The organism is Arthrobacter sp. ok362, from assembly GCF_900102785.1.
GTDB lineage: Bacteria > Actinomycetota > Actinomycetes > Actinomycetales > Micrococcaceae > Arthrobacter.
Map to the genome: position 1 here is coordinate 21682 of NZ_FNGC01000016.1, position 22588 is coordinate 44269.

At 64.1% G+C, this 22588-nt stretch carries 21 protein-coding genes and 2 pseudogenes; 8 read left to right on the top strand and 15 right to left on the bottom strand.

Going from position 1 to position 22588, the window contains the following annotated elements; all coding sequences use genetic code 11:
* Nucleotides 1-146: 146 nt before the first annotated feature.
* Together BLQ10_RS18415 and BLQ10_RS18420 are read left to right on the top strand one after the other, a co-directional pair.
* Complete coding sequence (locus tag BLQ10_RS18415; protein ID WP_091564477.1) at nucleotides 147-1925, top strand: MOSC and FAD-binding oxidoreductase domain-containing protein; 1779 nt, start codon at nucleotides 147-149, stop codon at nucleotides 1923-1925.
* Nucleotides 1926-2375: 450 nt separating this feature from the next.
* Nucleotides 2376-3140: an SDR family oxidoreductase gene (locus BLQ10_RS18420; protein ID WP_091564478.1), complete on the top strand. Its 765-nt coding sequence runs from the start codon at nucleotides 2376-2378 to the stop codon at nucleotides 3138-3140.
* A gap of 45 nt (nucleotides 3141-3185) precedes the next feature.
* Here BLQ10_RS18420 and BLQ10_RS18425 read toward each other — a convergent pair whose 3' ends face one another.
* On the bottom strand, nucleotides 3186-3884 hold the full coding sequence (locus BLQ10_RS18425) for an SDR family NAD(P)-dependent oxidoreductase (RefSeq protein WP_175558689.1): 699 nt from the start codon (nucleotides 3882-3884) through the stop codon (nucleotides 3186-3188).
* The gene (locus tag BLQ10_RS18430; protein ID WP_090581715.1) at nucleotides 3881-4276 is read right to left on the bottom strand and encodes a nuclear transport factor 2 family protein; all 396 of its coding nucleotides are present in this window, start codon (nucleotides 4274-4276) and stop codon (nucleotides 3881-3883) included. The genes BLQ10_RS18425 and BLQ10_RS18430 overlap by 4 nt, the downstream gene beginning before the upstream one ends.
* Nucleotides 4277-5371: 1095 nt before the next feature.
* Between BLQ10_RS18430 and BLQ10_RS18435 the strand changes: the two genes are divergently transcribed.
* The 3 genes from BLQ10_RS18435 (at nucleotide 5372) to BLQ10_RS18445 (ending at nucleotide 7622) form a co-directional block, all read left to right on the top strand.
* Complete coding sequence (locus BLQ10_RS18435; RefSeq protein ID WP_091564480.1) at nucleotides 5372-5782, top strand: cupin domain-containing protein; 411 nt, start codon at nucleotides 5372-5374, stop codon at nucleotides 5780-5782.
* 866 nt (nucleotides 5783-6648) lie between these two features.
* A complete protein-coding gene (locus BLQ10_RS18440; protein WP_091564481.1) occupies nucleotides 6649-7119 on the top strand; it encodes a MarR family winged helix-turn-helix transcriptional regulator in 471 nt (156 codons plus the stop codon).
* An 89-nt stretch (nucleotides 7120-7208) separates the two neighbouring features.
* The gene (locus tag BLQ10_RS18445; RefSeq protein WP_091564482.1) at nucleotides 7209-7622 is read left to right on the top strand and encodes an ester cyclase; all 414 of its coding nucleotides are present in this window, start codon (nucleotides 7209-7211) and stop codon (nucleotides 7620-7622) included.
* A gap of 424 nt (nucleotides 7623-8046) precedes the next feature.
* Here BLQ10_RS18445 and BLQ10_RS18450 read toward each other — a convergent pair.
* Nucleotides 8047-9166, bottom strand: a pseudogene (locus BLQ10_RS18450) (IS110 family transposase).
* 413 nt (nucleotides 9167-9579) lie between these two features.
* Nucleotides 9580-10086: a winged helix-turn-helix transcriptional regulator gene (locus BLQ10_RS18455; RefSeq protein WP_091564483.1), complete on the bottom strand. Its 507-nt coding sequence runs from the start codon at nucleotides 10084-10086 to the stop codon at nucleotides 9580-9582.
* Nucleotides 10087-10255: 169 nt separating this feature from the next.
* Between BLQ10_RS18455 and BLQ10_RS18460 the strand changes: the two genes are divergently transcribed.
* Together BLQ10_RS18460 and BLQ10_RS22985 are read left to right on the top strand one after the other, a co-directional pair.
* Nucleotides 10256-11317 carry an SLAC1 family transporter gene (locus BLQ10_RS18460; protein ID WP_091564484.1) on the top strand — a complete coding sequence of 354 codons (1062 nt, stop codon included), beginning with the start codon at nucleotides 10256-10258 and terminating at the stop codon, nucleotides 11315-11317.
* On the top strand, nucleotides 11227-11532 hold the full coding sequence (locus BLQ10_RS22985; RefSeq protein WP_302847340.1) for an MFS transporter: 306 nt from the start codon (nucleotides 11227-11229) through the stop codon (nucleotides 11530-11532). Before BLQ10_RS18460 ends, BLQ10_RS22985 begins: the two co-directional genes overlap by 91 nt.
* A 115-nt stretch (nucleotides 11533-11647) precedes the next feature.
* Here BLQ10_RS22985 and BLQ10_RS18470 read toward each other — a convergent pair whose 3' ends face one another.
* Complete coding sequence (locus tag BLQ10_RS18470; RefSeq protein WP_091564485.1) at nucleotides 11648-12457, bottom strand: NADPH-dependent F420 reductase; 810 nt, start codon at nucleotides 12455-12457, stop codon at nucleotides 11648-11650.
* Between the two features lie 24 nt (nucleotides 12458-12481).
* Between BLQ10_RS18470 and BLQ10_RS18475 the strand changes: the two genes are divergently transcribed.
* Nucleotides 12482-12871 carry a MerR family transcriptional regulator gene (locus tag BLQ10_RS18475; RefSeq protein WP_091564486.1) on the top strand — a complete coding sequence of 130 codons (390 nt, stop codon included), beginning with the start codon at nucleotides 12482-12484 and terminating at the stop codon, nucleotides 12869-12871.
* A gap of 418 nt (nucleotides 12872-13289) precedes the next feature.
* On the opposite strand, the gene BLQ10_RS18480 is transcribed toward BLQ10_RS18475, so the two are convergent.
* From BLQ10_RS18480 to BLQ10_RS18530, 10 genes and pseudogenes are all read right to left on the bottom strand, one after another.
* Entirely contained in the window at nucleotides 13290-13625 is a 336-nt protein-coding gene (locus BLQ10_RS18480) for a hypothetical protein (protein ID WP_091564487.1), read from the bottom strand.
* Nucleotides 13626-14347: 722 nt separating this feature from the next.
* A pseudogene (locus BLQ10_RS18490) lies at nucleotides 14348-15178 on the bottom strand (Clp protease N-terminal domain-containing protein); the annotation flags it as partial.
* Nucleotides 15179-15669: 491 nt separating this feature from the next.
* Complete coding sequence (locus BLQ10_RS18495; RefSeq protein ID WP_091564489.1) at nucleotides 15670-15918, bottom strand: hypothetical protein; 249 nt, start codon at nucleotides 15916-15918, stop codon at nucleotides 15670-15672.
* Between the two features lie 347 nt (nucleotides 15919-16265).
* On the bottom strand, nucleotides 16266-16517 hold the full coding sequence (locus tag BLQ10_RS18500; RefSeq protein ID WP_091564490.1) for a hypothetical protein: 252 nt from the start codon (nucleotides 16515-16517) through the stop codon (nucleotides 16266-16268).
* 1037 nt (nucleotides 16518-17554) lie between these two features.
* The gene (locus tag BLQ10_RS22480) at nucleotides 17555-17695 is read right to left on the bottom strand and encodes a hypothetical protein (RefSeq protein ID WP_175558690.1); all 141 of its coding nucleotides are present in this window, start codon (nucleotides 17693-17695) and stop codon (nucleotides 17555-17557) included.
* Between the two features lie 409 nt (nucleotides 17696-18104).
* Entirely contained in the window at nucleotides 18105-18959 is an 855-nt protein-coding gene (locus tag BLQ10_RS18510) for a DUF5996 family protein (RefSeq protein ID WP_254785661.1), read from the bottom strand.
* Between the two features lie 238 nt (nucleotides 18960-19197).
* A complete protein-coding gene (locus BLQ10_RS18515; protein ID WP_091564491.1) occupies nucleotides 19198-20262 on the bottom strand; it encodes an LLM class flavin-dependent oxidoreductase in 1065 nt (354 codons plus the stop codon).
* Nucleotides 20255-20719, bottom strand: a complete 465-nt coding sequence (locus BLQ10_RS18520; protein WP_254785662.1) for a hypothetical protein — start codon at nucleotides 20717-20719, stop codon at nucleotides 20255-20257. The genes BLQ10_RS18515 and BLQ10_RS18520 overlap by 8 nt, the downstream gene beginning before the upstream one ends.
* A gap of 55 nt (nucleotides 20720-20774) precedes the next feature.
* The gene (locus tag BLQ10_RS18525) at nucleotides 20775-21881 is read right to left on the bottom strand and encodes a Gfo/Idh/MocA family protein (RefSeq protein ID WP_091564492.1); all 1107 of its coding nucleotides are present in this window, start codon (nucleotides 21879-21881) and stop codon (nucleotides 20775-20777) included.
* 2 nt (nucleotides 21882-21883) lie between these two features.
* Nucleotides 21884-22528: a lactate utilization protein gene (locus BLQ10_RS18530; protein WP_091564493.1), complete on the bottom strand. Its 645-nt coding sequence runs from the start codon at nucleotides 22526-22528 to the stop codon at nucleotides 21884-21886.
* Between the last annotated feature and the right edge of the window lie 60 nt (nucleotides 22529-22588).

Genomic DNA, 22588 nt, shown 5'->3' on the forward strand with positions numbered 1-22588 from the left:
TCGTCGACCGGTGGCGATTCGAGCGCTTCCGGCGGGGAAATCGAGACGGGATGAATTGAGCGTGTTGGGATGAGCGTTGCCACAGTCACTACTGGGCAGGCGCCAGATATCGCGGAGGCTGTGATCGGCGAGAAGGTGCCGAGCTGATGGCCGCTACCGATCATCTTCGCGTCAGCGACAACGTCGGAAAGCTGTTGTCGCTCAACGTGGGAATGCCGAAAGACGTTGCTTGGAAGGGCAGGACAGTCCACACCGGCATCTACAAATACCCGGCGGACGGCCCCCGGTTCGTTCGACGACTCAATGTCGACGGCGACGGCCAAGGGGACCTCGGGGGCCACAGCGGTGAACAGCGCGCGGTGATGGTGTACCAGCAGGGGTCGTATGAACACTGGTCTGAACACCTCAACCGCAATGACCTGGTGCCCGGTAACTTCGGCGAGAACTTCACCGTCGCGGGCCTCGCGGATGATGAGGTCTGCATCGGCGACCGGTATCGGATCGGTGACGCCGAGTTCGAGGTGACACAGCCACGGGTGACGTGTTACCGCGTCGGCCTGCGCCTGGGGGTGCCGCAGATGGCTTCGCTCCTCGTCTCTCACCGGCGACCCGGCTTCTACCTGCGGGTGCTCACGGAAGGCACAGTGCAGGCCGGCGACCCGATCGTGAAAGTCGCCGACGGACGCCATCAGCTGGCCGTTGAAGCGATCGACGGCCTGCTCTATCTGCCGGACCGATCTCACGAACTCCTGAAGCTCGCGGTCGACATTCCGGCGCTGAGCCCCGGCTGGCAGCAGTCCTTCCACGAGCTGCTCGCCGCGGCGGACATGGGCCAGACCGGGCCGCAGGCCGAGGCGGGACGGGAACCCGGATGGAACGGGTTCCGGCCCTTTACCGTGACCAAGACCGTCCAGGTGACACCGTCCGTGCTCTCCCTCTATCTGAGCGACAGATCGGGCGCGGCCCTCCCGGCGACTAAGCCCGGCCAGTACCTGACGCTGCGGCTGCCGGTCGGCGGCACGTCTGCAGTCCGCAGCTACTCGATCTCCGGCCGCCCGGACGACGCCACCTACCGGATCAGCGTGAAGCGGGAGGAGCACGGAATCGTTAGCCGGTACATCCACGACACGGTCGCCGACGGAAGCGTCATCGACGTCGCGGCGCCCCGCGGTGAGTTCGTGCTCGACGACACCGACGAGCCGGTGCTGCTGCTTTCGGCGGGAATCGGGATCACCCCGGTGCTGTCGATGCTGGCCTCGCTGGCCTCCGCGCATCCGGATCGGCAGGTGTGGTGGCTCCATGTCGCCAGGGCCGAGGCGGACTACGGCCTTGCTTCCGAGGTTGAGCAGCTGCTCGGCCAGCTGCCGAACGCCCACTCCTTCCTCTGGTTCACCCGTTCGGCCCCGCCGCTCGAGGGGCCGGCACCCGGAACGATGTTCGGACGACTGGATGCGGACGGCTTGCGCGCGCTCGGCTTCGACGTGGCGTCGAGCGCCTACGTCTGCGGCCCGACGGGATTCATCGAAGGGATGACCGAGGCGTTGAAGGCCATCGGCATCGCTCCGGGACGCATCCACTCCGAGCTCTTCAGCGCGCTGGCGTCGCTGAATCCCGGTGTCGTGGCGATGACGACGGCCGCGCCGCACCCGCCGGTGGGAACCGCGGGTACCGGGCCGGCCGTGACCTTCGTCCGGAGCGGTCTCACGGTGAACTGGTCGGACCGGTACGGGTCGCTGCTCGACCTGGCCGAGGCCTGCGACGTGTCGACGCGATGGTCGTGCCGCACTGGCGTGTGCCACACCTGCATTACCGGACTGCTCAGCGGTGCGGTCGACTACTCGCCCGAGCCGCTGGAGCGACCGGAGGCGTCGCAAACTTTGCTGTGCTGTGCTCAACCGACCGCCGAAACTGTCTTGGACGCCTGACCCGCGAGGAGTTCGCGTACCTGGGGCACGACTCCGTTTCCATAGAGCCGGATGTTCGTCAGCAGCGCGTCGTCGGACAGACCGCCCATCGCGTACTTCAGGTCGAACCGGTTGGCCCGACCGTCGTCATGCTCCTGGCGATCTTGGTCGCCTCGGTGCCACCCAGCAGAGCATTCCTCAAACTACGTGTTGACGCTCACCGCGGGCAAGTGGCAAAATCTTCCCTGTCCGAGCGGCTAGCGGTCCCGCGAGACTGCACTCACTAGGACGGCATTCCTCCGGAACGCGCGGGGATGCAAAGATGCAGAGAACCAGTGAGTGGACCGATGCCACCGGATACCAGCTATGTGCAGGCGATCCTTCCCGGTGCCCTGCTTTGGGGGCTCGGAGCCGGCCTGCTGGTGACACCTCCGACAGCCGCTGTGCGCCGTCCCGTTTCGCAGGGAGTGAATGACCGTGTTCATCAACGAAGAGACCCGGCGCTCATCCGGACCGCTCACAGGACAGACTGTCGTCGTGATCGGCGGCAGCATGGGGATCGGCCGTGCGACTGCCTTCGAGGCCCGCGCGCAGGGGGCCGATGTCATTCTCACCGGCCGCGATCCTAATCACTTGCGACTGGCCGCGCAGGAGGTCGGCGCGCTCAGCACGGCTGCCTTCGACGCCACGGAACACGAGCGCCTCGAACGGTTCTTCGAGGAGCTCCCCCAACCGATCGACCATGTGCTCGTCACCGCTGGTGGGTCCTACTACGCCCGTGTGCCCGATATGGATTTGGCACGCGTCCGCAGCGCGCTCGAAGAGCACCTCCTCCTCACCCTGAACGTCGCCCGATCGGCCATCGGCACCGTGCGCCCAGGCGGCACGCTGATCTTCATCACCGGCACCGGCGCACGCCGCCCCGGCCCCGGCCTGGCCGTCGCGGGCGTTTTCGCGGCGGCCCTGCCGGCTCTGGTCGCGAATCTCGCCTTGGAGCTGGCGCCCATCCGAGTGAACCTGCTCGCGGCAGGCTTCGTCGACACGCCTCTGTCGGCGTCACTGCTCGGCGACGATCTCGACGCCCGTCGCAGCGAGCTTGGCAGAACCCTGCCCATCCGGAGGGTTGTGGAACCGGAGGACGTGGCAGCGCTCGCTGTTCACATCATGACCAACTCGGCACTGACGGGTGCGACCTTCGACGTCGATGGCGGCGAGCAAGTCCTTGGGAGGCAGTGAGGAAGCAGGGTGGGTCCACGACACTTCCCTGTACGGCGACGCTGATCAGTTGCCGTCGAAGACAGCCTCTGGGCTCCACTCCGATGCCGGCTGAGAGTGAAGCCGCCAGTAGGCTTCGGCGATCAGTTCCGGCGCGAACGCTGTTCCATCCGCGATGTCTCCGGCGATGGTGACCCCGGTGACGTGCACGTTCTGCCGGGCCAGCTCGTCGTGCAACAAATGGGTCACCGCGCGCAGGGCGGTCTTTCCGATCGAGAGGGTCGCATGCTCGGGCTGCGGGTCGTGGCTGAGCCAGCTGTTCGTCGTCAGGAACGTGCCGGTGCGGGCCTGTGCCATCGCCGGCGTGAGAACCTGCGCAGCAGTGATGGCGCCGAGCACGTCGACGTTGTACGCGGTCATCAGATACTCGGCGTCCGTGGCCAGGATACTGTCTCTTGCGATCAGGGCAGCGTTGTAGACCACGATTCCTGGGGCGTCGATCTGTGCGATGGCTTGCAGCCGTAGACGGAACGACTCCTGGTCGGCGGCGTCGGCGAGCACGGTGTCGACGTTGGCGCCGGAAGCGCGCAATTCGTCGGCGAGAGCGGCAAGGGACTCCTCATGGCGCGCGACGAGCGTGATTCGGAACCCTCCTCTGGCATAGCGACGGGCCACAGCGGCCCCGAGGCCCGGTCCGGCTCCGATGATCAGGACGTGCTTCGGGTCGATTGCGGCCGCATTACTCGTCCCTCCGGTCGGAATCATGCCCTTTCGATCTGCCGGCCCGGCATCGGCTCTGCGATTGCTATCCGCCATGCGGGGGCGCCAAAGGTGTCGGCGAAGTACTGCGTCTCATGCACTACCTTCTCTTGAGCGAATTGCATGACGGACACCGAGTATGTCGGCACGCCGTCATACGTGATGATGCACTCGCTCACCCACAGATTCCCGCTTCCGGCGATCCGCAGTACCGTGAAATGCCTCTCGGCAGGGTGTCCACCACGTTGCGCCGCAATTGTCGTTCGACCTCGAAAGCGTTCACCCGACTGGGGATAGTCGAGGATCGCGTCGTCGGAATAGATAGCGTGTTCGGCTTCGCTATCCCCGCTTTCCGATGTGCGCCAGTGTGCCTCGAGTGCCGCCCTGGTCGGATCCATCGTGTTGTCCTTTCCGTGGGTGAAGCCGTCGATTCAGGTCGCCGTCCGGCGGTCTGCTTGTGGTCCAGTTTGAGTGCTGGCAGTTCCTCTCGCAATCCACTTTCAGCCCGCCCTGGTCGATCTGAGAGGTCGCGTGCGCGGCCAATGCGGCCGGGGTGCGCATGCCGAGAGTGCTTTGGGGTCGGCGAGTGTCTCACGCTCACTCCTCGACCGCCACTGCCGGTTGTCGGATCCAACCATCGTCGGGCAGCGAACTCCGACCTTCGATGCCGATGGCGCCCAGCACCTCCTTGCGGAGCGATGAGGACGCGGGGTCCTACGCACGACTGAGCAGGATGAGGCTCGATTCCGGCTACAGCGGCTTCTCGGCCGGCCGATGCAAGGTCGGCGAGGAACGCACGCGCGTTCAAAACTCTCGGTGTGAGGCCACGGAGAGAGTCGGGCCCGAACGCTCAATGAGGCGGCTGGCAGCGAAGCGTGAGAAAAAGACCTAAGAGCGAACAAGAGGTGTAACGCAGAACTCGCGTCCCTTCGGCCTCGGTGGTTTCACTGTGAAGAGATCGGAACATTTTCTGTGGCAGGGCCCCGGACCGGAGGTCATTTATTTTGACCGCCGCCACCCTGGCACTGACTGGCTGCGCGCCCGATCGCCAAGGAACCGGGCCCGGGACCGCCGGAACGCCCGAGACTGCCGCGACCAGGCCGGATGCGGCAGCTCGGCCTCCCGTGGATCTCCCCGCGCGGCCGGGGGCAACGTTGACCCGGGACGAGGTGACGGCGACTTATGCCGGGCACGCTGCGAAGTACTGGGGACTGGAAGCACCCGGGGTGTTGACCCGGTTGCCCTCCTTGGCCGCCGGGGTGGCGCTGACGTTCGATTTTTGCGGCGGGGCCCACGGCAGTGGGGCCGACCTGGCCCTCCTGGCCATCCTGCGGCCGAGGTCTCCGCCAAAATCGTCCGTTCCCTGGTTCTCATCCCGCTCGGGTCCACCATCAACGGCGACGCCGGCGCGACGTTCCGCCGTTGCTGTTCGTGGCCATGCGGTTTGTCCTGGTGGTCTTCCCCTGGATCACAGACAACAAGTAAGGAAAATCATGAACATCGAACCCTCCGCGCCCACCTCGAAAAACCCGGCGGCCCAGTTCGCCGGCGACGTCTGGCTCGACCCGATCGCGCTGCCCCACGAGTCCGACCAGACGATGGTCGTCGCTACCGTCCGCTTCGCGCCCGGAGCACGCACCGCCTGGCACTCCCACGAGCACGGCCAGTACCTTCGGGTCACCCAGGGCGTCGCACGCTTCGGCGGCCGCGACGGCACGACCATCGAGGTCCACCCCGGCCAGACGCTTTACACCGCGCCCGGCGAGGAGCACTGGCACGCTGCCGCCCCCGGCTGCTTCATGGAACACATCGCCATGCTTCAGAACGGCGAGGACCCCGCCAAGACCACCACCTGGCGCGAGCACATCACCGACGACGAATACAACGGCACCGCCCAGGCGTAGCCTCCCCCCTCCCTTCGAGTATCAGAGGCCCTCGATTCAGCGGCGGCACGGTTCAAAGATGGGCGCGTCACGGCTTTTGATGCCCTCACCAAGCACGTCACTACCGATCTCGCCTGCTTCCTGGACATAGAACACTGGCAGGCCAAGGTCGGAGGAGGCGACAAAATATCGCCATTTGATCTGCGGGTAACGAGCATTTATCGCCTCGAAGGCGACACCTGGGCAATCAACCCCGGGTGTGCAGACGCACATGACCGGCCGGATCAACGGCCGTGCGCTCGACGCCGGGCCCCATCGTCCCAGGCGTGCCCCGGTCGAGGGTGCGACATGCCCCCATACGTCTTGACGAAGACCATAGGGCACCCCGACGCTTCTATGTCTGTCAAGCGGCTGGAAACGGCTGCGGGCGCTGACCAACCGGCTTGCCCCTCCCCTCGTCGTTGTTTTGTCGGTGGCGAGCTCGCGAGCTGCCTCCGACGCAGCGGTGTCTACCGAAGGCGGAGAGAGGGAAAATCTATGAGGAACTCAGCGACGAAGGAGCGCCGAACAGAAGTTCCCGACCGCAGGCCCGACGAAGGAGGGCTAGACACTGCGGAGCGGGGGCGCATAATCCGAAGGAATCTCAACGATGTTGTCAACGGATATTGGTGTGCCGCTCCGGCGTCCCGGCCGGTGGCCGGTGGCTGGGAGGTTGTCCGGGCCGTCGGAAGGCGCCCTGGGCATCGCCATTGTCCGCGGCAAGGTCCGTCGGCACCTACTTCTCCGCCGGATACCGGCGCATCGCTTCCCGACGCGGACCCGTCAAGGCATCTTTATTAGCTTCCTTGGAATTAGGTTCCATGGAAACAAAGTGTTAGACTCCTTTTATGAACAAGGGCGTCGAAACCTGGTCTCTATACCCTCTCTTCAGCGAACTGACTCGATTGGAAACCGAGCTGTGGGACGCACTCGATAGCAGTCTGCGCAAAGAACATGGCCTCCCGATGAGCAGATTTGAACCGATGGCCGTCGTCGATCGCCTAGGTGCGTGCCGGGTTTTCGATGTGGCTTCGGCTCTTGCGATTACCATCGGAGGCACGAGCAAGCTCATTGACCGGATTGAAGAGGCCGGATATTGCCGTCGGAGAAATAACCCAGTCGATCGCCGGTCCTCCCTCATCGAGCTAACGGCGGACGGGCGCATGTTGCTGGAACGGGCGAGGAAGACGGTTGAAGCCGAGCTGGATCTGCGGCTGAATCCTGTGCTTACCGAGCAGAAAACGGATGATCTCGTGGAACTGCTGGGCCGACTGCGAAATGCCAGCCGCTCGGCAGCGGCTGCAGAGCGACCGAGCTGACGTGCTTGCGCGAGCCTGGGGTCATCATCCAATAGCCACTAACCAGCGGTGTATGCCGTAGCCAACTAGAGATGTAAAGGAAGCAGCAAATGACTGAAGAACTACGTGGACGCATGGACCGTTTCGTTGAATTCATCAATTCAGCCGACGAAAAGATTGGTGATGAGATCATCTCACCGTCGGCCACGTTCCACGTGCCCTTTCTGCCCGAGCCGGTGCAGGGTCCAAGCGGCTATCTCGAAATCATCGGGATAATGCGACAGGCGTTTCCCGACGTCCAGTGGTCACTGGAGGAAACCATCATTCAAGGAAACACGGTAGCTGCACGGTTCATCCTGCGTGGCACACACCGAGGGGACTTCCTCGGCGTATCTGCAACAGGCAAACCGATCCAAACGCAGGCAATGAACATCTATCGATTCACAAACGGTCAAATCATCGAAGAGCACGGTCTCCCAGACCTCTTCGGGCTAATGATGCAGATTCGGCCGATCGACGCCTAGAGGACCCTGAAAGTCATTGGAGATCGGTTCTTCTGAAGAACCTGGTCCGCGCTCCGCATGTCTGGGGTACGCCATGCGACCTCTAACTGACTGCACTGCGGAGCAGCTAACACCACACGACAAGGCCTTGTCCCAAGTCCCAGTTGCCAACTTCCGCTGCTGACTAACCGAACCGGGAACGATAGCCAACAACAAAGCCATACCCGCCTCCCCCGGGTAGCCACGACCCTACAACGGCCACGGAACCACCCGTCAACACCATAAGGACACCGGCAAAAGACGCCATCAGCAGAGCAGGCGTGGTCGACGGCGGAGCTCTGCGGAGCCGGCGGGCTCGCCCAACGGGACGAGCGCAGCGAGGTCCGTGCCTTGGTGCAGCGAGGCAATTCAGGGGCTCACCCGACCACCTCGAGAACCAGAACTCCTAGCTGACGGCGTGCTCCGATTCCCGGCAAGGGTCTGCCCCTGCAGCATGGGATCGAGCCGGTTCCGCGGTGGCGTAAAGGGTGTTGAGTTGGCGGTAGAGTGTTCGGGCGACGTAGCGCTTCAGGGATCTGCGGATCTCCCGGTAGCTACGGCCTTCTTGGGTGCGTTTGGCGACGTGGTCCCGTGTTCCGGGGTCGTGGGTCATCCGGGTCATAGTGATGGTGTGCAAGGCTCGGTTGAGGCGCCTATCACCGCCCCGGTTAAGCCTGTGCCGGACAGTGTTACCGCTTGAGGCTGGCAAGGGATTCACCCCTGCCAGTGCGGCGAAGGCAGCTTCGCCGCGAACCCTGCCTGGATGCGACCAAGCTGTCAGGACAGCAGCGACCAGCCCCGACGCCCACCATCTCTAACAGCGGCGCCGCGGGGCTTTGCTGGATCAGCTCTGTCATGCGCTTCTGGTTCGCAGTCAGCTGAGTGGTCACTTCAAGAACGCGACGCGCCAACCGAACTGCTTCCTCGCGCGCGATCGATAGTTCCATCTGCTCCTGTCGTTCCCGCCATCTGGTGATCGTGGCGATCTGGGCGGGAACCAGAGGTTTACGAGCGTCGATTCCCAGATCATGTGCCCGGAGTAAGGCGATGAGTGCATTGATATTAACTGTTCGTTCCCGGGTCAACTGATCCCGGGCTGCACTCAGGATCCTGAGTCCGGCACGGGTTCCTTCATCCCGTCGCGGAACTCGGAGCTGGGACTCCTCTAAGCCGATGACAGCGGTTCCGATGGCGGCGGCGTCCAGCGGGTCGGATTTGCCGATCGCCCGGCGCCCTCGAGCGTTCATCCGTGGAGCTTCGGCGACGTCGTAGCCGGCGTCGGCTACTGCCCGGGCCAGACGTGCACCATAAGAGCCGATACCCTCAACGGCCCATAGACAGGCCATATCGCCCTCTGTCCGTCGGCCTACCCAGGCAAGTGCGCGGGAAATCCCTGCCGAGGTGGTCGGGAACTGCTCGCACGCGACCTGTCGCTTGGTACCGGCCTCGATGATGGCGTAAGTGTGTGTGCGGGCGTGACAGTCCACGCCGATTACGAACGGGCGAGTCTGCGCAACGATAGTCAACGCGGCCACCCTACTTCCTTTCGAACGGGCAAGACTGGTCGCATCACGACCGGCACTGGACCTGGGAAGAGTCACCTCGAGGCAATACTGTGATGAGCCACAACCTCAGGGGCTGGGCAAGCTTCTAATCAAGCCACCTACGTGAAACAGGTCAACGCCGGCCGCTCCACCCAGCGCGGACAAGTCGGGGGGAATTCACCCTCAAGGGGCAATTGTTTTTTCGAGCCACGCGCCTGACAGAACGACCGGCATCAACACTGCCAGCTAGTCCCAGACCAGCCACCGTAAGACTCACAGTTGTTTTTTGCCCGCAGGGAAGTGTTTCTCCCCGACCGTCGGGCAGATCCACATCGACGGCGTGAAGTGCCTGAGGCGCATTAACCGAGCGGCCCACTGGCCGGGCCACCCCGACTTCAGTCGCTGGTCTTTTGTGGTATGCCTGCACGGGCCAGCTCGATGAGGTTTTCACTGGACTTCGGATGAGCCCAGGCGGTGGTTGCGACCGTGAGTTCCGCCCCGCATGTTTGGCACCAGGCACCGGAGGCGGACTCGGTTCCACAGGTCGTGCAGATAATACGCATTGATTTTCCGCCCGGCGACTGCGTGTGCCTCTGCGCCCACACTGTGAGCGCATGCAGGACGGGCAGCGCGTCGGTCCCGGCTGCCGTGAGGCGGTACTCATTCCGGGGGCTGGTTCCCGCGCTGTAAGGCTCGGCGGTCAGAACACCCGCCCCGACCAGGCGCCGGAGGCGTTCGCTGAGGACATTGTCGGCGACCCGCAGTTCCTTCTTCATGCCGTCGAACCGGTTGTTGCCCAGGAACACCTCCCGCAGCACCAGCAGGGACCACGGATCCCCCAGGACGTCGGCGGCCCGGGCGATGGGGCACTTGTCTTCCGACCAGCTAGTGCGAAGCGGCATCAGGATTCCTTTCCAAAGAGGTGCTTACTTTCTTGAAGCAAGTTTATTTACTTTCTTAAAGAAAGCTTGTACCGTGATTCTACGCCACCAACGGGATGAAGCAATCCCTGCCGATCACCGCACCGCGATCCCACGACCCACTGACGACCCCAGCTCCGAGGAGTACGGAATGACTGTTACCGACATCAGGACCGGGCCGGCAACGGCCGGCCCGGACGCCCCCTCACCGGGCCCACCATCACCCGCCGACCCTTCGCCCGCCGCCCCGTCGGGCATGCTGCCGTTGAGCCTCTTCGGTGTTCCGCTGGGCCTCGCCGGATTGGGCGCCGGATGGTCCGCGGCCCGGGCCACCCTCGGGGCGCCGGCCTGGCCGGAGGAAGTCCTCTACGGAGCGGCCAGTGCCATCTGGCTCATCCTGACCACGGTCTATCTGCTGCGCGGCCTGCGACGCAAAGGAGCCTTCCGCGCCGATCTCCGGCACCAGATAGCCGGCCCGTTTGCATCCTTCATCCCCCTGGTGGGGATCCTGCTCTCAGCCCACTACAGCGAATACCTTCCCGCACTAGGCATGTGGGTATGCGTTGCGTTCATCGCCGCCCTTACCGTCGTGGCCACCCAGCTCTTCGCCCACTGGATTACCGGCGGAGTTTCAATGCAAGCCATTCACCCCGGCTACTTCCTGCCCGTCGTGGCCGGATCCTTCGTCGCCAGCATCGGATTCTCCAGCATCCACGCCCACGACGCGGCGCTGGCCGCCTTCGGCATCGGCGCCTTCTTCTGGCTCGTCGTCGGAACCGTCGTCACAGTCCGGCTGATGACCGCAGGCGCTCTCCCCCCGGCGGCCAAGACCGGTCTGTCGGCCTACCTCGCCGCGCCAGCAACCGCAAGCGTCGCCTGGATGGTTTCACACCCGGGACCCATGGGAGCGCTGCAGCTCGGCCTCACCGGAGTGCTGATCATCATGCTGCTCATGCAACTGTTCCTCATCGGCGAGTACCGCAGGCTCCCCTTTAGCCCCCTCTTCTGGGTCTTCACCTTTCCTGTGGCCACCACTGCAAACTACGCCGTCCGCTGGTTCGCCGCAGCGAACCTCCCGGGCCGCGAAACCTATGCCTGGATCGCCCTCGCCCTGGCAACGGCATTCATCATGGCCATCGCCCTCCGCAGCGGGGTGGCGGCCATTGCCCGTATCGCCGAAAAACGCCGGAACAACACACCAGGCCTCGTCTAGACCGACGAGCCGCCGCCAGCGGCACGGGCTTCGGAAGCGCTTGGCTCCGCGCAGAATCCGCCATCGGACCGCTCCTCGTCGGATGGATCGTCGACAACTTCGGCATCAGCTACGTCTTCACCGTGTTTGCCGCAGCGGCCCTCATCGGAGGCCTCATCACCATCGTCTTCGCCATCGAGACCAAGGGCCGCGCCCTTGAAGAACACTCGCCCTAACCAACCTCCACGCCCTCGCACGCAATCACCAAGCCACAGGGGCCCAGGCCGCTGTGGCTTGCAAAGCATGACGTGCGGGGTCTCGGTTCCTTGGTCGGGTGGCACGAACCAGTGGTTAGATGTAGATGGCTCGGTTGAGTTCGACGACGTCGTCGGAGGTGAGGGTCGCACCGGTCTCGAGCTTTTCCGAGATTGCGGCCATCGCCAGGTCCCTCCGCTGCGAGATCCGATCCTTCTTGGCGGCTGCAAGAGCTTCAGGGATTTCCTGGCGCGTGAGATCGGTGCAGTAAGCGGGAGCTCCCGGCTGCTGGCGCCAGGAATCGGCAAGGGACCCCGCGTCGAAAGCGTCGAACCCGGTGTCCTCCACCAGGCTCACTGCTACTGCCTTGTCCGCCTCGCGGTCCGCGGCAATGGGGATTGCGATGCGATCGGGGTCGCCTGCTGCTTTGCCCTTGGCTTCGAACGACCCAGCCCCGACGGCGTTCCAGGCCTTGGCCACGGGACGTCCGAGCTGCTCGGTGATCCATACGCTCTCGACTTGCCCGTCATCGAGTGCCTGCACCTGTCCATCACGCATGGGGTAGTAGTTCGAGGTATCGACGATGACTGCATCGGCTGGAAGGTTGGCGATAAGGGGTTTGATCGCGGGGATACGACTCAGTGGCACGGAGATAATGAGGGCGTCGACGTCGGTGACAACATCGGCGGCCTCTACTGCCCGGGCTCCTGCTGCCACGATCTCGGGGTTGATGGTCTCCGGACCACGGGAGTTGGCGACCTTGACCTCGTGTCCGGCTCCACTAAGCTTGCGGGCCAGTGTCGCGCCGATGGATCCTGCTCCGAGGATGCCGATCTTCATGTGAATCCCTTCATTGAGCTTGTAATTAGCTCCATTCTGAACCCTTCCATTAGTGTGAAGGTCAATTCGCGTTCACGAAGGAGGGCCCCTATGCGCATTGGTGAGCTATCCAAACGGTCAGGTGTTCCGGCCCGGATGCTGCGGTATTACGAGGAACAGGGCCTGGTGACCCCTCGCCGCCTCGATAACGGCTACCGGTCATATGACGAACATCTCGTTGACCGCGTCGGCAAGATCCGTGGCCTGATCGACGCAGGCATATCGACCCGGATCATAGGGGACATCCTGCCCTGCCTGGATCGACCGCAGACTATCGTGGTCACCGACCCGCACCCAGAACTGCGAGAGGTACTTCTTCAGGAGCGTGACCGGATGACCCAGAAGATCGACATACTCGTCCAAAACCGTGACTCCATCACCCGGTACATCAAGGCCATGGACTCAGCCTTGGGTGTTGTCGCGGAGAAGACCGCAAGTTAACCTCGCCACCTACGCGGCTGGACTTGACCTTCCCATAGGTGTGAAGGTTGCATGATGGGTCCATGACATCCTCAAGAATCGAGACCCCCGCCTTCGCGCCTCCAGCAGGTCTTCGCCGCCACCGTGGTCCACTAGCAGCCCGCAACCGATGAGCAACGCTACGAAAGGACCGCCGCGGCAGGTCCCCACGGTCCGAACCTAGCCCCCGGAGCCCGCACCCTCCGTGACGGCCTCAAGCGCCACGCCTTCCCTCAGCCGGAGCTGCCCGGCGGCGACGGCTCGGGCCGTGGCCACAGTCGCCAGGCTCGCGGTTGCGGCGTTGCGGCCTCGGTCGGACTGGCGCTTCTTCTCTAGTCGGGATCGCAGTCGGCGGCCGGAGAATTCGCACTGCCCCTGGGATGGCTAGTCCTTCGCGTACTCAGGGCGGGAAATCGCGGGCCAAATCAGACGCCGGTGTAAGCATCCAGCCTTCCCTGTCCTTCTCGTAGCTAATCACCATCGGCCCCTCGGCGCCGCGGGCCGTATCCATGGCCAGCAACAACGCATCCTGCAGCCGCCGTGCATAGTCAAGCCTTTCAGCCTGCGCTCCGACGAGCTCGCTGTTGTCGATAACATGGAAAGCCTTACCTCCCGCGACCACCGTTACCGCATATCCCGTCTCCTCGTGGACCGATCCACGAGAAGTTCTAATTTCAGTGACTTTGGCGGCCCGAATCAGGCCCTGGTCGGCGGTACGAATCCACACGTCACCCATGGAAACTCCCTTGTTCTGTGGGCATCTGCAAATCTACTCCCATTTGACCTAAGCGACTACGCCGCAGCAGCCGGCCGATCGCGCTGCTTCAATTCGCCGGCCTGTTCCCGGCCGGGATTCTCGAGACTTGCCGCTGTCTCTGACCGAGTTGATTCATTTCCCCTAGCACCCCTGTGAATCCGGAAGTTGCCTCGCTCTCCGGCGCAGTTACCGCAGCAGCCGATCGTGCAAAGTCCGGCTGAGGACCGACGACCCGCGGGCTTCAGCCCTTATGAAGGCGACCGGGATGTCACTCCAACCCGTCGGGTGGCGTCATCCAGGGAGCTCCACCAGGTTGGCGGTGGTGTGACGGTGAAGCGGCGGCCGCTGATGGACGTAGGAACGATCCGGATGAAATGGTCCTTGCAGCCGGCCTCGTCGTCGTATTCCCCGTCATCCTTGGCGGCCACGGATTCCGGATGCACCCCTCGCCCCCGGGTTGAACATGCCGGTTCCGGCTGATTGAAAATGGCGCGGTCCGCCCGGCCACACCGCCGCATTGCCCACGAGGTAGCACCGCCCCGGCTGGATCCTAAAGAGTCCGGAAAGCCTTAGCCTGCAGGACAATGAGGTAAGCCACCGATATCAGCCCACTCCGGCGGGGGCCAGCGGCGGTTCCGTTTAGCCCGCGGCGGGCAGTGCGTCCGGAATGCGGGGCTTGGCGCTGCCGTCGAAGGTGAACTTCCGCGGGTGCGGATCTCCTTGAGGACCTTCTTCAGCCGCTCTTCAAAGTCACCGCGGTACCGGGAGCCGGCCACCACGGAGCCCAGGTCCAGGGTGTACAGCTGCTTGTCCTTGAGCGTCTCCGGGACATCCCCCCGGACGATCGCCTGGGCCAGGCCCTCGACGACGGCGGTCTTGCCGACGCCGGGTTCGCCGATCAGCACGGGGTTGTTCTTGGTGCGCCGGGACAGGACCTGCATGACGCGTTCCATCTCGGATTCACGCCCGATCACGGGGTCCAGCTTGTTCTCGCGCGCCGCCTGGGTCAGGCTGCGCCCGAACTGGTCCAGAACCACGGAACCGGCGGGAATCGCTTCAACGTGATCCTGGCCGGGGCCTGTGGTCTCCTTGCCCTGGTAACCCGAGATGAGCTGGATGACCTGCTGGCGGACCATGCTCGGATCGGCGCCGAGCTTGACGAGCACCCGGGCGGCCACCCCCTCGCCCTCCCGTATGAGGCCGAGGAGGATGTGCTCGGTACCGATGTAGTTGTGGCCCAGCTGCAGGGCCTCGCGCAGCGAGAGCTCAAGGACCTTCTTGGCGCGCGGGGTGAAGGGGATGTGTCCGGACGGGGACTCCTGGCCCGGGCCGATGATCTCCTGCACCTGCTCGCGGACACCGTCGAGCGAAATGCCAAGGGACTCAAGGGCTTTGGCGGCAACACCTTCACCCTCATGGATCAGACCCAAGAGGATGTGTTCGGTACCAATGTAACCGTGGTTCAGTATGCGCGCCTCTTCCTGGGCAAGCACCACTACGCGACGGGCACGGTCCGTAAATCGCTCAAACATTTCGCCACACTCCTGGCTGCCCCCATACCTTGATGCTACGTCGCCTCAGGCACGCTTGGGGCGTTCGCCGGAGGCAGGATATTAGAGAGCAGGATTCAGCTGACGTCCCCCGGGTATGGGGCAGGTTTTCGCACCGCTACGGCGTGCCACGGCGAGTGGACTCCGCCGCCACGACACCTCCTGCCGCTGGATGCCGATTCAATTCCCACCCCCAATCGAGCCGGTTAATGACCAATGGCGCTTGAGCACAGGTCCAGATGCATGTTCCGGCTGACGCCGACGATCAGGGTTGAACGTCAGCCTCGATGAGGTCATCAATTCCGTGTGCCTCTCACACGCCGACGGCTGCAGGGCTATCCGGTGAGACACCCCGGCATTTCCCAATCGGTGAAGTAGCCGGCCGGAGCTACGAACACGACGTAGAACGCGAGAGCCGGGGGCCTGTCCGGTGCGCACGAGGAATGTACAGGGCGTCTTCTTTTCTTCCAGGCTCACGTCGGGCGCGGGTCCGTGCCGGCGCCGTTGTAGAACCGGTCCACGGCGGACCTTATCCGCTCCAGCAGGGTATTGGCCGCTGCAGCCTGGTCCAGAAAGTATTGCCTCTGGTTCACATCCGCCTCTCTATCCGCCAGGTCATCGGCATGAGCGGTGGCGGCCTGCAGGGCGTGGACGAGAATTGCATAGTCATCCGCGCCGCTGAGGTCAAGGGTGATGATCAGGGGCTTGTCCGTTGTGCTCATGGCGTTGTCTGTCGTCCGAGGCGTGCAAAGCTGTGCCGCTGCCAGCGTATCCACCGAACCCGACCATTGGATGGGGCGCACAGGATCTGGATCCAGCCGAAGTCAACCGCAGCGTGCACCGGTCATGGCGGTCATCGTGGTGGCCGCCAAAGCTCCGACCGGACCGGACTCAGACCCGACTGTCCAGCGTTGATAGACACCCGCGCTCCCCTTATGGCACCGCTGCCCCTCGCCTGGTCACGGAGCCCGACCCTCCAACAAATTCAGCCCCGTGCCCGGCTGGCTAAGCGAGCGGTCCGCCACCATGGATCCCTGCGACGGGGCGCTTCCTTGTTTGATGTACGCGGTCAGTGCCCCACGGCATCGAAGAAGCGGTAGCCGGAATTTGCCGGTTTCGTCCGATGCGCTTTGGCTTGGATGAAGTTCCGGTCTTCGTCGGTGAGTACTGTTCCGCCGTGCTGGTCGCAGGCGGCATTTTCGGCTGTTTCCTTGTTGAAAACGGCCGTGATCGTGCGTGGCAATATCACGCATCCCGGATTCTCGATGAACCACTGCTGGGTAACTGGATCGAGCCGGTTCCATTGTTCCTTGATGTGCATCTCAACCATTCCTGCCTTTCAGACACTGGTTCGGATCACAAGGGTTAATGCCCCGCCGGGCATGGGCCTGAAGCGTGTACCTGCCGCGCTTTGCTTGATCTGAGGGCTCGGCGGGATCCTCCCGCAATTCCCCCGCCGGCCCGGCCGTGGATTTGTTCGAACCGAAACCGCTCCCGGCAGTTGGATTCGGCCGGGAACCTACTGTCCTGATCCGGATAACGGGGACTTTATCGCGCCTCGGCGGAGCTTGTTGCCGGGCCAGGGGCGGGACGGCAACAGCGACGGTTCGGTCGCGGCTGGCATCTCAGAATCTCCGCGAAGGGCAAGGGCCGACGAGTCCGCGCTGAAATCATGAACGACCGCGTCGGCAGCCTGGCGCTACTTTCAACCTCGTTTTAAGCCTACGCCCTCCAGGGCTGAACGCCCCTCCCCGGACGTCACGGTCTGCATGTCAATCGGAACACACGTGTGGAACGTGCGGCGCCCGGTAGCAGGAGCGCGAAGCGGTATGGGATCCGCAGGCCTGAACCGGCGATGTCGGCGATCTTCGGACGGCCCTTCATACAAGATTGACCGGAGCAACACCCATGTAGCCGAATTGTGCGTATTATCCGTGTTATTTGCGCCGATGAACCGGGCGTTGGTGCTGCACCGGTGCCACTCGAGCATCATCCAGCGCAGTGAGCCAGCAGATGCTCGCGCTCTTGTTGCCCGGTGACTAGGCAGGTTGGCGTACGTGGCCGCACTCATGATTTCGTAGCCCACGAACGTCTCATCGTTTTCGACCCAGGCATCATGGCCGGCGGGGATTGAACAGGCGTCGCCGGCGCGAACTGCGGCTCGGGTTCCGTCTTCCATCTCTACTGTTAATGTTCCGGCGGTGCAGAACCACAGGCGGTTGTTCTGGCAGCCGTCCGTGTGGACCACGGTCTTGACCGTCTCGGACCACCGCCAGCCGGGGCTCGAAGGTGAACCTGCCCAGTGTGGTGTCACCGAGGGTGACCACGTCAACTTCGGTCTTGGGCGGCCGGCGCTTTTCATCGGGTTCGTCCCCGTAAGGCTTTCATCAGCCGAACCCCTGCCGGGCTTTCGACAGTCTCGCGGGTCTCGCGATCGATCGCGCAGCCCTTCACACTGCGCGAATGGACATCCAAACCGCCGTAGGTACGCTTGTTCATGGCTGGATCCTCCAGACGTTCAAATGTGGCTCTCAGTCCACACCCGCTCCAAACTGCGGAAAGACCCCGGTCCGGCAACCCACGAACCGCTTGGCAGGAAATATGCAGGGTAAGGGGCGCCGCTACGGTTAATCCACGCCGTGCGCAGCCCTGCCCGGGCTGCCCCGTGAATATCCCAGGGATGGACGGTCACCAGAAGCATCCGTCCCGGTGCGACACCGCAAATCTCCGCAGCGTGCCGGTAGGCCCTGAACCGGCTTCCAAGCCGGCCCGTCCTCGGAGACAGCCCCCAACGAAGGACAGCGGGCCCGTGCAGACGGGCCCTTGGTGCCTCGGCCGAACGTCCCGACCCGGCTTCCGGGCGAGTCACCGAGGCGGGTTTGCCGGACCATTGCTGCCGGTTGTGACCTCACCGCCGCCAACGGTGCGGATCCACCTCGAGTCCCGCGCGGTCCCAGTGTCCCGTCTCCGCGGCCGCCTCGTAGGTGGCATGAAGGAACCCCAACAGCTTGCTGTCGGGGTCCGGCGCGGAGCGGACGTTTTCATAAGGAAAGAGGTACAGCCTGTCGCTTTGGCGATATACGACGCCGTCGGCTTCGTTCACATACTCGGCGTAGCCTGGCGGCTCTGGGTACGTGTAGGCATAGAAGGCCCCCTCCTCCCCCACACCGGGCCAGAACCCGCAACTGCTCAGCTCGTGGGAATAGCCCTCCACCATGACCCAGTCGGCACAATTCGGAACCCCACCGGGGTGAGCAGGCGCCACGCGTCCGGAGAAGCGCGCGTAGGCCAGGTCCATGCCTCCCCAGAACAGGTGGACAGGGCTGGCCTTGCCCCTGAAGCGGGAACTGAATACTTTCAAGACCCGGTCCGCCTCGATTAACTGCTGCCAGAACATCCGGATGGCACCCGGGTCGTAGGAGGCATGCTGATGGTCTTCGGCGAAAGGTATGGCCGGTTCCACCTCGTTCGGGACCGCACGGATGGGTGCCTGGATGCCGAGCCCGGCGAGGGTCTCAAAAACCTCCGCATGGAATGCGGCCACCGACTTGGGTTCGAGGACGATGCTCCGGGCAGTTCCCTCGCTGGAGCGGATGTGCAACTGGTGGTCACAGAAATCGAATTCGATGTCGAATGCCCCTCCCCCGTAGGGGATTTTCGACGTCGACAGTCCGCGCGGCGTGACGTACAGCGTCACGTGCCACCAGTGGTTCAGCATAGGAGTGAGCGCCATGCGGATCTTGCCGACAATCTGCGTCCACATGTGCACAGTGTCACGGGGTTTGAATCCAGTCATCGACCCGGAGCTCGGGTCACCCGTTACCGGCGCCGGGAGCCTCCACCTCGTCCATGGCAGGTCCTTCCGTGTCCGGACACCGACCTGTCGTGCGCCGTGGGCAACGGCGCCGGAAGGCGCAGTCTCCTTCCCAATAGTTGTTTCACTCTCGGCGGGCCGGGGTTTTGCGGATCAGCTGCCCCGGGACCGTCCGCTGCTCGGCTGCCTACGCCATCATGTCGCGAACTAACGGACCCACGCGGGAGCCGAAGAGCTCGATGCCGGTCATTATTTGGGTCTGGGGCACCCCGGGCATGCCGTACTTCAGGTCAAAGCGGCTCGCCCCGAGGGTTTTGAGCGTCTCGGTGATCTTTCGGGCCACGGTCTCGGGCGAGCCCACATGGAGTGCACCCCCCGGGCCGACGTCCCGGAGGAAGCTCTGCATCGTCGGAGGCCTGAAGCCGCGCACCCGGGCGGCCTCAGCGAACGCGGCCTCATAGTGGGGCCAGAACTCCTCGATCGCCTGGTCATCGGTGGCGGCAACGTGCCCGGGCGAATGCACGCCGACGGGGCGCCCGGGCTGGCCGAACCCGGCCAGGGCCCGATGGAACAGACCCGCGAACGGTGCAAAGCGTGCTGTTTCGCCGCCGATGATGGCAATCATCAGGGCAAAGCCGTACCGTGCGGCGCGCACCACCGACTCCGGGCTGCCGCCGACGCCGATCCAGGTCGAGAGGTGGCCCGATTCCGTCCGGGGATAAATGGTCAGTCCGTGCAGGGCTGCCCGGGTATTGCCGCTCCAGGTGACGGGCTTTTCCTTGAGGAGCTCGGCGAACAGGTTGACCTTCTCTTCAAACAGTTCGTCATAGTTTCGCAGGTCGTACCCGAACAGCGGGAAGGACTCGGTGCTTGATCCCCGTCCGAGGATGACTTCGGCGCGGCCGTTGGACAGTGAGTCCAGGGTTGAATAGCGCTGGAAGATCCTAACGGGGTCATCGGAACTGATGACCGTAACCGCGGATCCAAGCCGGATGCGTGAGGTGCGGGCCGCGACCGCGGCGAGAACGACGTCGCCGGCCGAGAGCGGAAAGCTTTCGGTATGGTGTTCGCCGATCCCGAAGTAGTCCACACCGGTTGCCTCGGCGAGCACGCCCTCGTCGACGAGATTCCGGATGGTCCGGGCGTCCGAAAGCCGCGTCCCGGAGCTGTCGGTGTGGACATCACCAAAGGTATCGAGCCCGAGCGTAATAGCCGGGGTGAGTGCCTCCTGGTCCACCGGGTGTTCAGTCATTGTTGTGGCGCTTCCGGTCCGGGATGGCCGCGGGTTGCCGGGTTGCATCTCCACGTGTGGGCTTGCGGTCCAGCACGAGGGCGGCGGCGATGCCGAGCATCCAGATGTCCTTGGCCAGCCCGGTCCCCTGCGGGCTGGGGCGGATGCCGTCCTCCAGCGTCATGCCGGGTGTCTTCAGGTACATGGTGAACAGGGATCCGGAGAAGATCCCGAGACCGATCCCGGCCAGGCGGCTGGGCAGGAAGGGTGTCAGCAGTGCCGCCCCCAGGGTCATTTCCGCGTAGCTGAGGATCTTGCCGAACTTCTCGGCGTCGATTCTGTTGACCGGCGGAATGACCCTGGCTGCCATGGTCTGAAGCCCGGCCGCGCTGTCCTTGTCCAGATGGCGTTTGCCCCAACCGGCATTCAGGATGAATGCCCCTGTGGTCAGGCGGAGAGGGATGTGGCTGAGTCTCATGGTCGACTCCTTTCATGAAATCTGGTGATAATTCGTTTCGGCTCGGCTCGGTGAACTACGTCTTCGCGCGTTCCCCGGTTGCCGCGGACCTCTCGATGGCGGCCAGGACCTTGTGGCGTGCGACGGCGTCGGCGAAGTCCGGCACGGTGTGGGTGCCGTTGTCGATGTCTGCCGCGAACGCCGCGTAGGCACGCCCGACGTTATAGGCCGGTGATCCTTCCAGGCTGGTGAGCGCGGGCCACTTCTGCCTCAGCGCCGGAGGGACAGCCAGTTCGGCGGGCTCGTTCCGCCCGCGCGCTCCCCGGACGGCGAGGGGATAGATTTCGGGGTATGCGGCGTCGGCGGTAATCCGGAGCGTTCCATCGGTTCCGTTGATTTCCCACAGGAACCCGGTGCCGCCGGCCACGGCCTCCCGGATGTGGACACTGGCGGTCACTCCGGAGGCGAGGGTGCCGATCACCGCGATCTGGTCGGCCGCCGTTTTCACGACCTGTTCCCCGGTATCTTCTATGGTGATCAGCGGCCTGCGAAGATCCGTCACGGCAGACAGGTCGGCGAACTCGCCCAGGACGTAGTTGAGGGTGTCCAGGCTGTGCCCGGCCGCGATGGTGAGCACGTTGGCCCCGTTTGTCTTGTCGAGCATGTAGGCGTTGGGCTGGATCACGACGTTGCCTGGGACCGACAGCCCGACCATGGTCGTTGACAGGACCTCGCCGACGTATCCGTCGCCGAGCAGCTCCTGGAGGAACTGGATCGGGGGGGCCTGGCGGGCCTGCAGCCCGACGGCCGTAGACACTCCCTGCCCGGCGGCAAGTGCGGCCATCGCCCTGGCGTCGTCGACGTCGCGGCCAAGCGGCCACTCACAGTAGACGGCTTTGCCGGCGGCAAGTGCGGCGGAGACGAGCTCGCGATGGTGCGGGACCTTCACGGTCACAGCGACCAGGTCGATGTCTGGTTGGGTCAACAGCTGTGCGTAGTCTGAGAACACCGCACGCACCCCGAATGCTTCGCCCACGGCTCGGGCGGATTCCGCGCTGTGCGCGGTGAGTGCCCGGATCTCGAAGTTTGGCAGTGCGCGCAGTGCAGGGATGTGTGCGGTGGCGGCCCAGCCCCGGACGGGGCTGACCCCGATGATCCCGACACCCAGCATCGATTCAGGCATGGCTAGAACCCCAGGACCTCATCGCAGAGGACGACGGTGATGCGGCCGGGTGTCCACTCGCGATTGATGATGAGAACTTTGTTCACACCGCTGTGCACGCCGTACGCGGCCTGGGCACGGGCGTCTTCGAGCGGTAAGGCGTATTCGTCGATGCGCCGCAGTGCCCCCTCGAGGTCGGGGACGATTTTCTGCGTCCCCACCACGAGGATCACCTTCCCTGCGCCGGATGCGTAGGGGCCGAGTTGGCTGCCACTGGCGGACGCGGTTACCAGCGACCCGGTCTCGGTGACCGCGTGGACACTGCCGAGCATGACGTCGGGCGAGGCGGCTAAGCGGCGGATCTCGTCGGCCCGGGTCGCACGGTCCATGCCGAGGACCCGTGACCGGAGGGACTCGTACCGACCGGAGCTCTCTATCTCCTCGGCGATACCGGAAGCCTCCAGGGACTGCGACGCGCCGTGATGCACCTGCGACCCCGCCGGGATGAGATCCAGGACGATCCGTTTGGCCTCTGCGGCGTTCGCGGCGCGAAGGACGGTGATCCCGTTCGCTTCCAGCGCCGCGGCGGTTCTCACGACACGCGCCTCCTCCGCCCGAGCCGAGAATCCACGGTCGAGTGTGCTGTTGACGGGCTGGACTTCACTCATGAGACGGTCCTCCTCACCGCTCCGAGGTACTTGCGATTGCAAATACCTATCGAGTTAACT

Bases quoted from the DNA above. Each gene is read 5' to 3' on its own strand.
- BLQ10_RS18440 (WP_091564481.1), top strand. From the start codon at position 6,649: ATGAACAAGGGCGTCGAAACCTGGTCTCTATACCCTCTCTTCAGCGAA.
- BLQ10_RS18515 (WP_091564491.1), bottom strand. From the start codon at position 20,262: ATGACTGAACACCCGGTGGACCAGGAGGCACTCACCCCGGCTATTACG.
- BLQ10_RS18425 (WP_175558689.1), bottom strand. From the start codon at position 3,884: ATGATTCCGACCGGAGGGACGAGTAATGCGGCCGCAATCGACCCGAAG.
- BLQ10_RS18495 (WP_091564489.1), bottom strand. From the start codon at position 15,918: ATGAGCACAACGGACAAGCCCCTGATCATCACCCTTGACCTCAGCGGC.
- BLQ10_RS18445 (WP_091564482.1), top strand. From the start codon at position 7,209: ATGACTGAAGAACTACGTGGACGCATGGACCGTTTCGTTGAATTCATC.
- BLQ10_RS18510 (WP_254785661.1), bottom strand. From the start codon at position 18,959: ATGTGGACGCAGATTGTCGGCAAGATCCGCATGGCGCTCACTCCTATG.
- BLQ10_RS22480 (WP_175558690.1), bottom strand. From the start codon at position 17,695: ATGAACAAGCGTACCTACGGCGGTTTGGATGTCCATTCGCGCAGTGTG.
- BLQ10_RS18460 (WP_091564484.1), top strand. From the start codon at position 10,256: ATGACTGTTACCGACATCAGGACCGGGCCGGCAACGGCCGGCCCGGAC.
- BLQ10_RS18530 (WP_091564493.1), bottom strand. From the start codon at position 22,528: ATGAGTGAAGTCCAGCCCGTCAACAGCACACTCGACCGTGGATTCTCG.
- BLQ10_RS18430 (WP_090581715.1), bottom strand. From the start codon at position 4,276: ATGGATCCGACCAGGGCGGCACTCGAGGCACACTGGCGCACATCGGAA.
- BLQ10_RS18480 (WP_091564487.1), bottom strand. From the start codon at position 13,625: ATGGGTGACGTGTGGATTCGTACCGCCGACCAGGGCCTGATTCGGGCC.
- BLQ10_RS18455 (WP_091564483.1), bottom strand. From the start codon at position 10,086: ATGCCGCTTCGCACTAGCTGGTCGGAAGACAAGTGCCCCATCGCCCGG.
- BLQ10_RS18435 (WP_091564480.1), top strand. From the start codon at position 5,372: ATGAACATCGAACCCTCCGCGCCCACCTCGAAAAACCCGGCGGCCCAG.
- BLQ10_RS18525 (WP_091564492.1), bottom strand. From the start codon at position 21,881: ATGCCTGAATCGATGCTGGGTGTCGGGATCATCGGGGTCAGCCCCGTC.
- BLQ10_RS18415 (WP_091564477.1), top strand. From the start codon at position 147: ATGGCCGCTACCGATCATCTTCGCGTCAGCGACAACGTCGGAAAGCTG.
- BLQ10_RS18520 (WP_254785662.1), bottom strand. From the start codon at position 20,719: ATGAGACTCAGCCACATCCCTCTCCGCCTGACCACAGGGGCATTCATC.
- BLQ10_RS18500 (WP_091564490.1), bottom strand. From the start codon at position 16,517: ATGCACATCAAGGAACAATGGAACCGGCTCGATCCAGTTACCCAGCAG.
- BLQ10_RS18420 (WP_091564478.1), top strand. From the start codon at position 2,376: ATGACCGTGTTCATCAACGAAGAGACCCGGCGCTCATCCGGACCGCTC.
- BLQ10_RS18475 (WP_091564486.1), top strand. From the start codon at position 12,482: ATGCGCATTGGTGAGCTATCCAAACGGTCAGGTGTTCCGGCCCGGATG.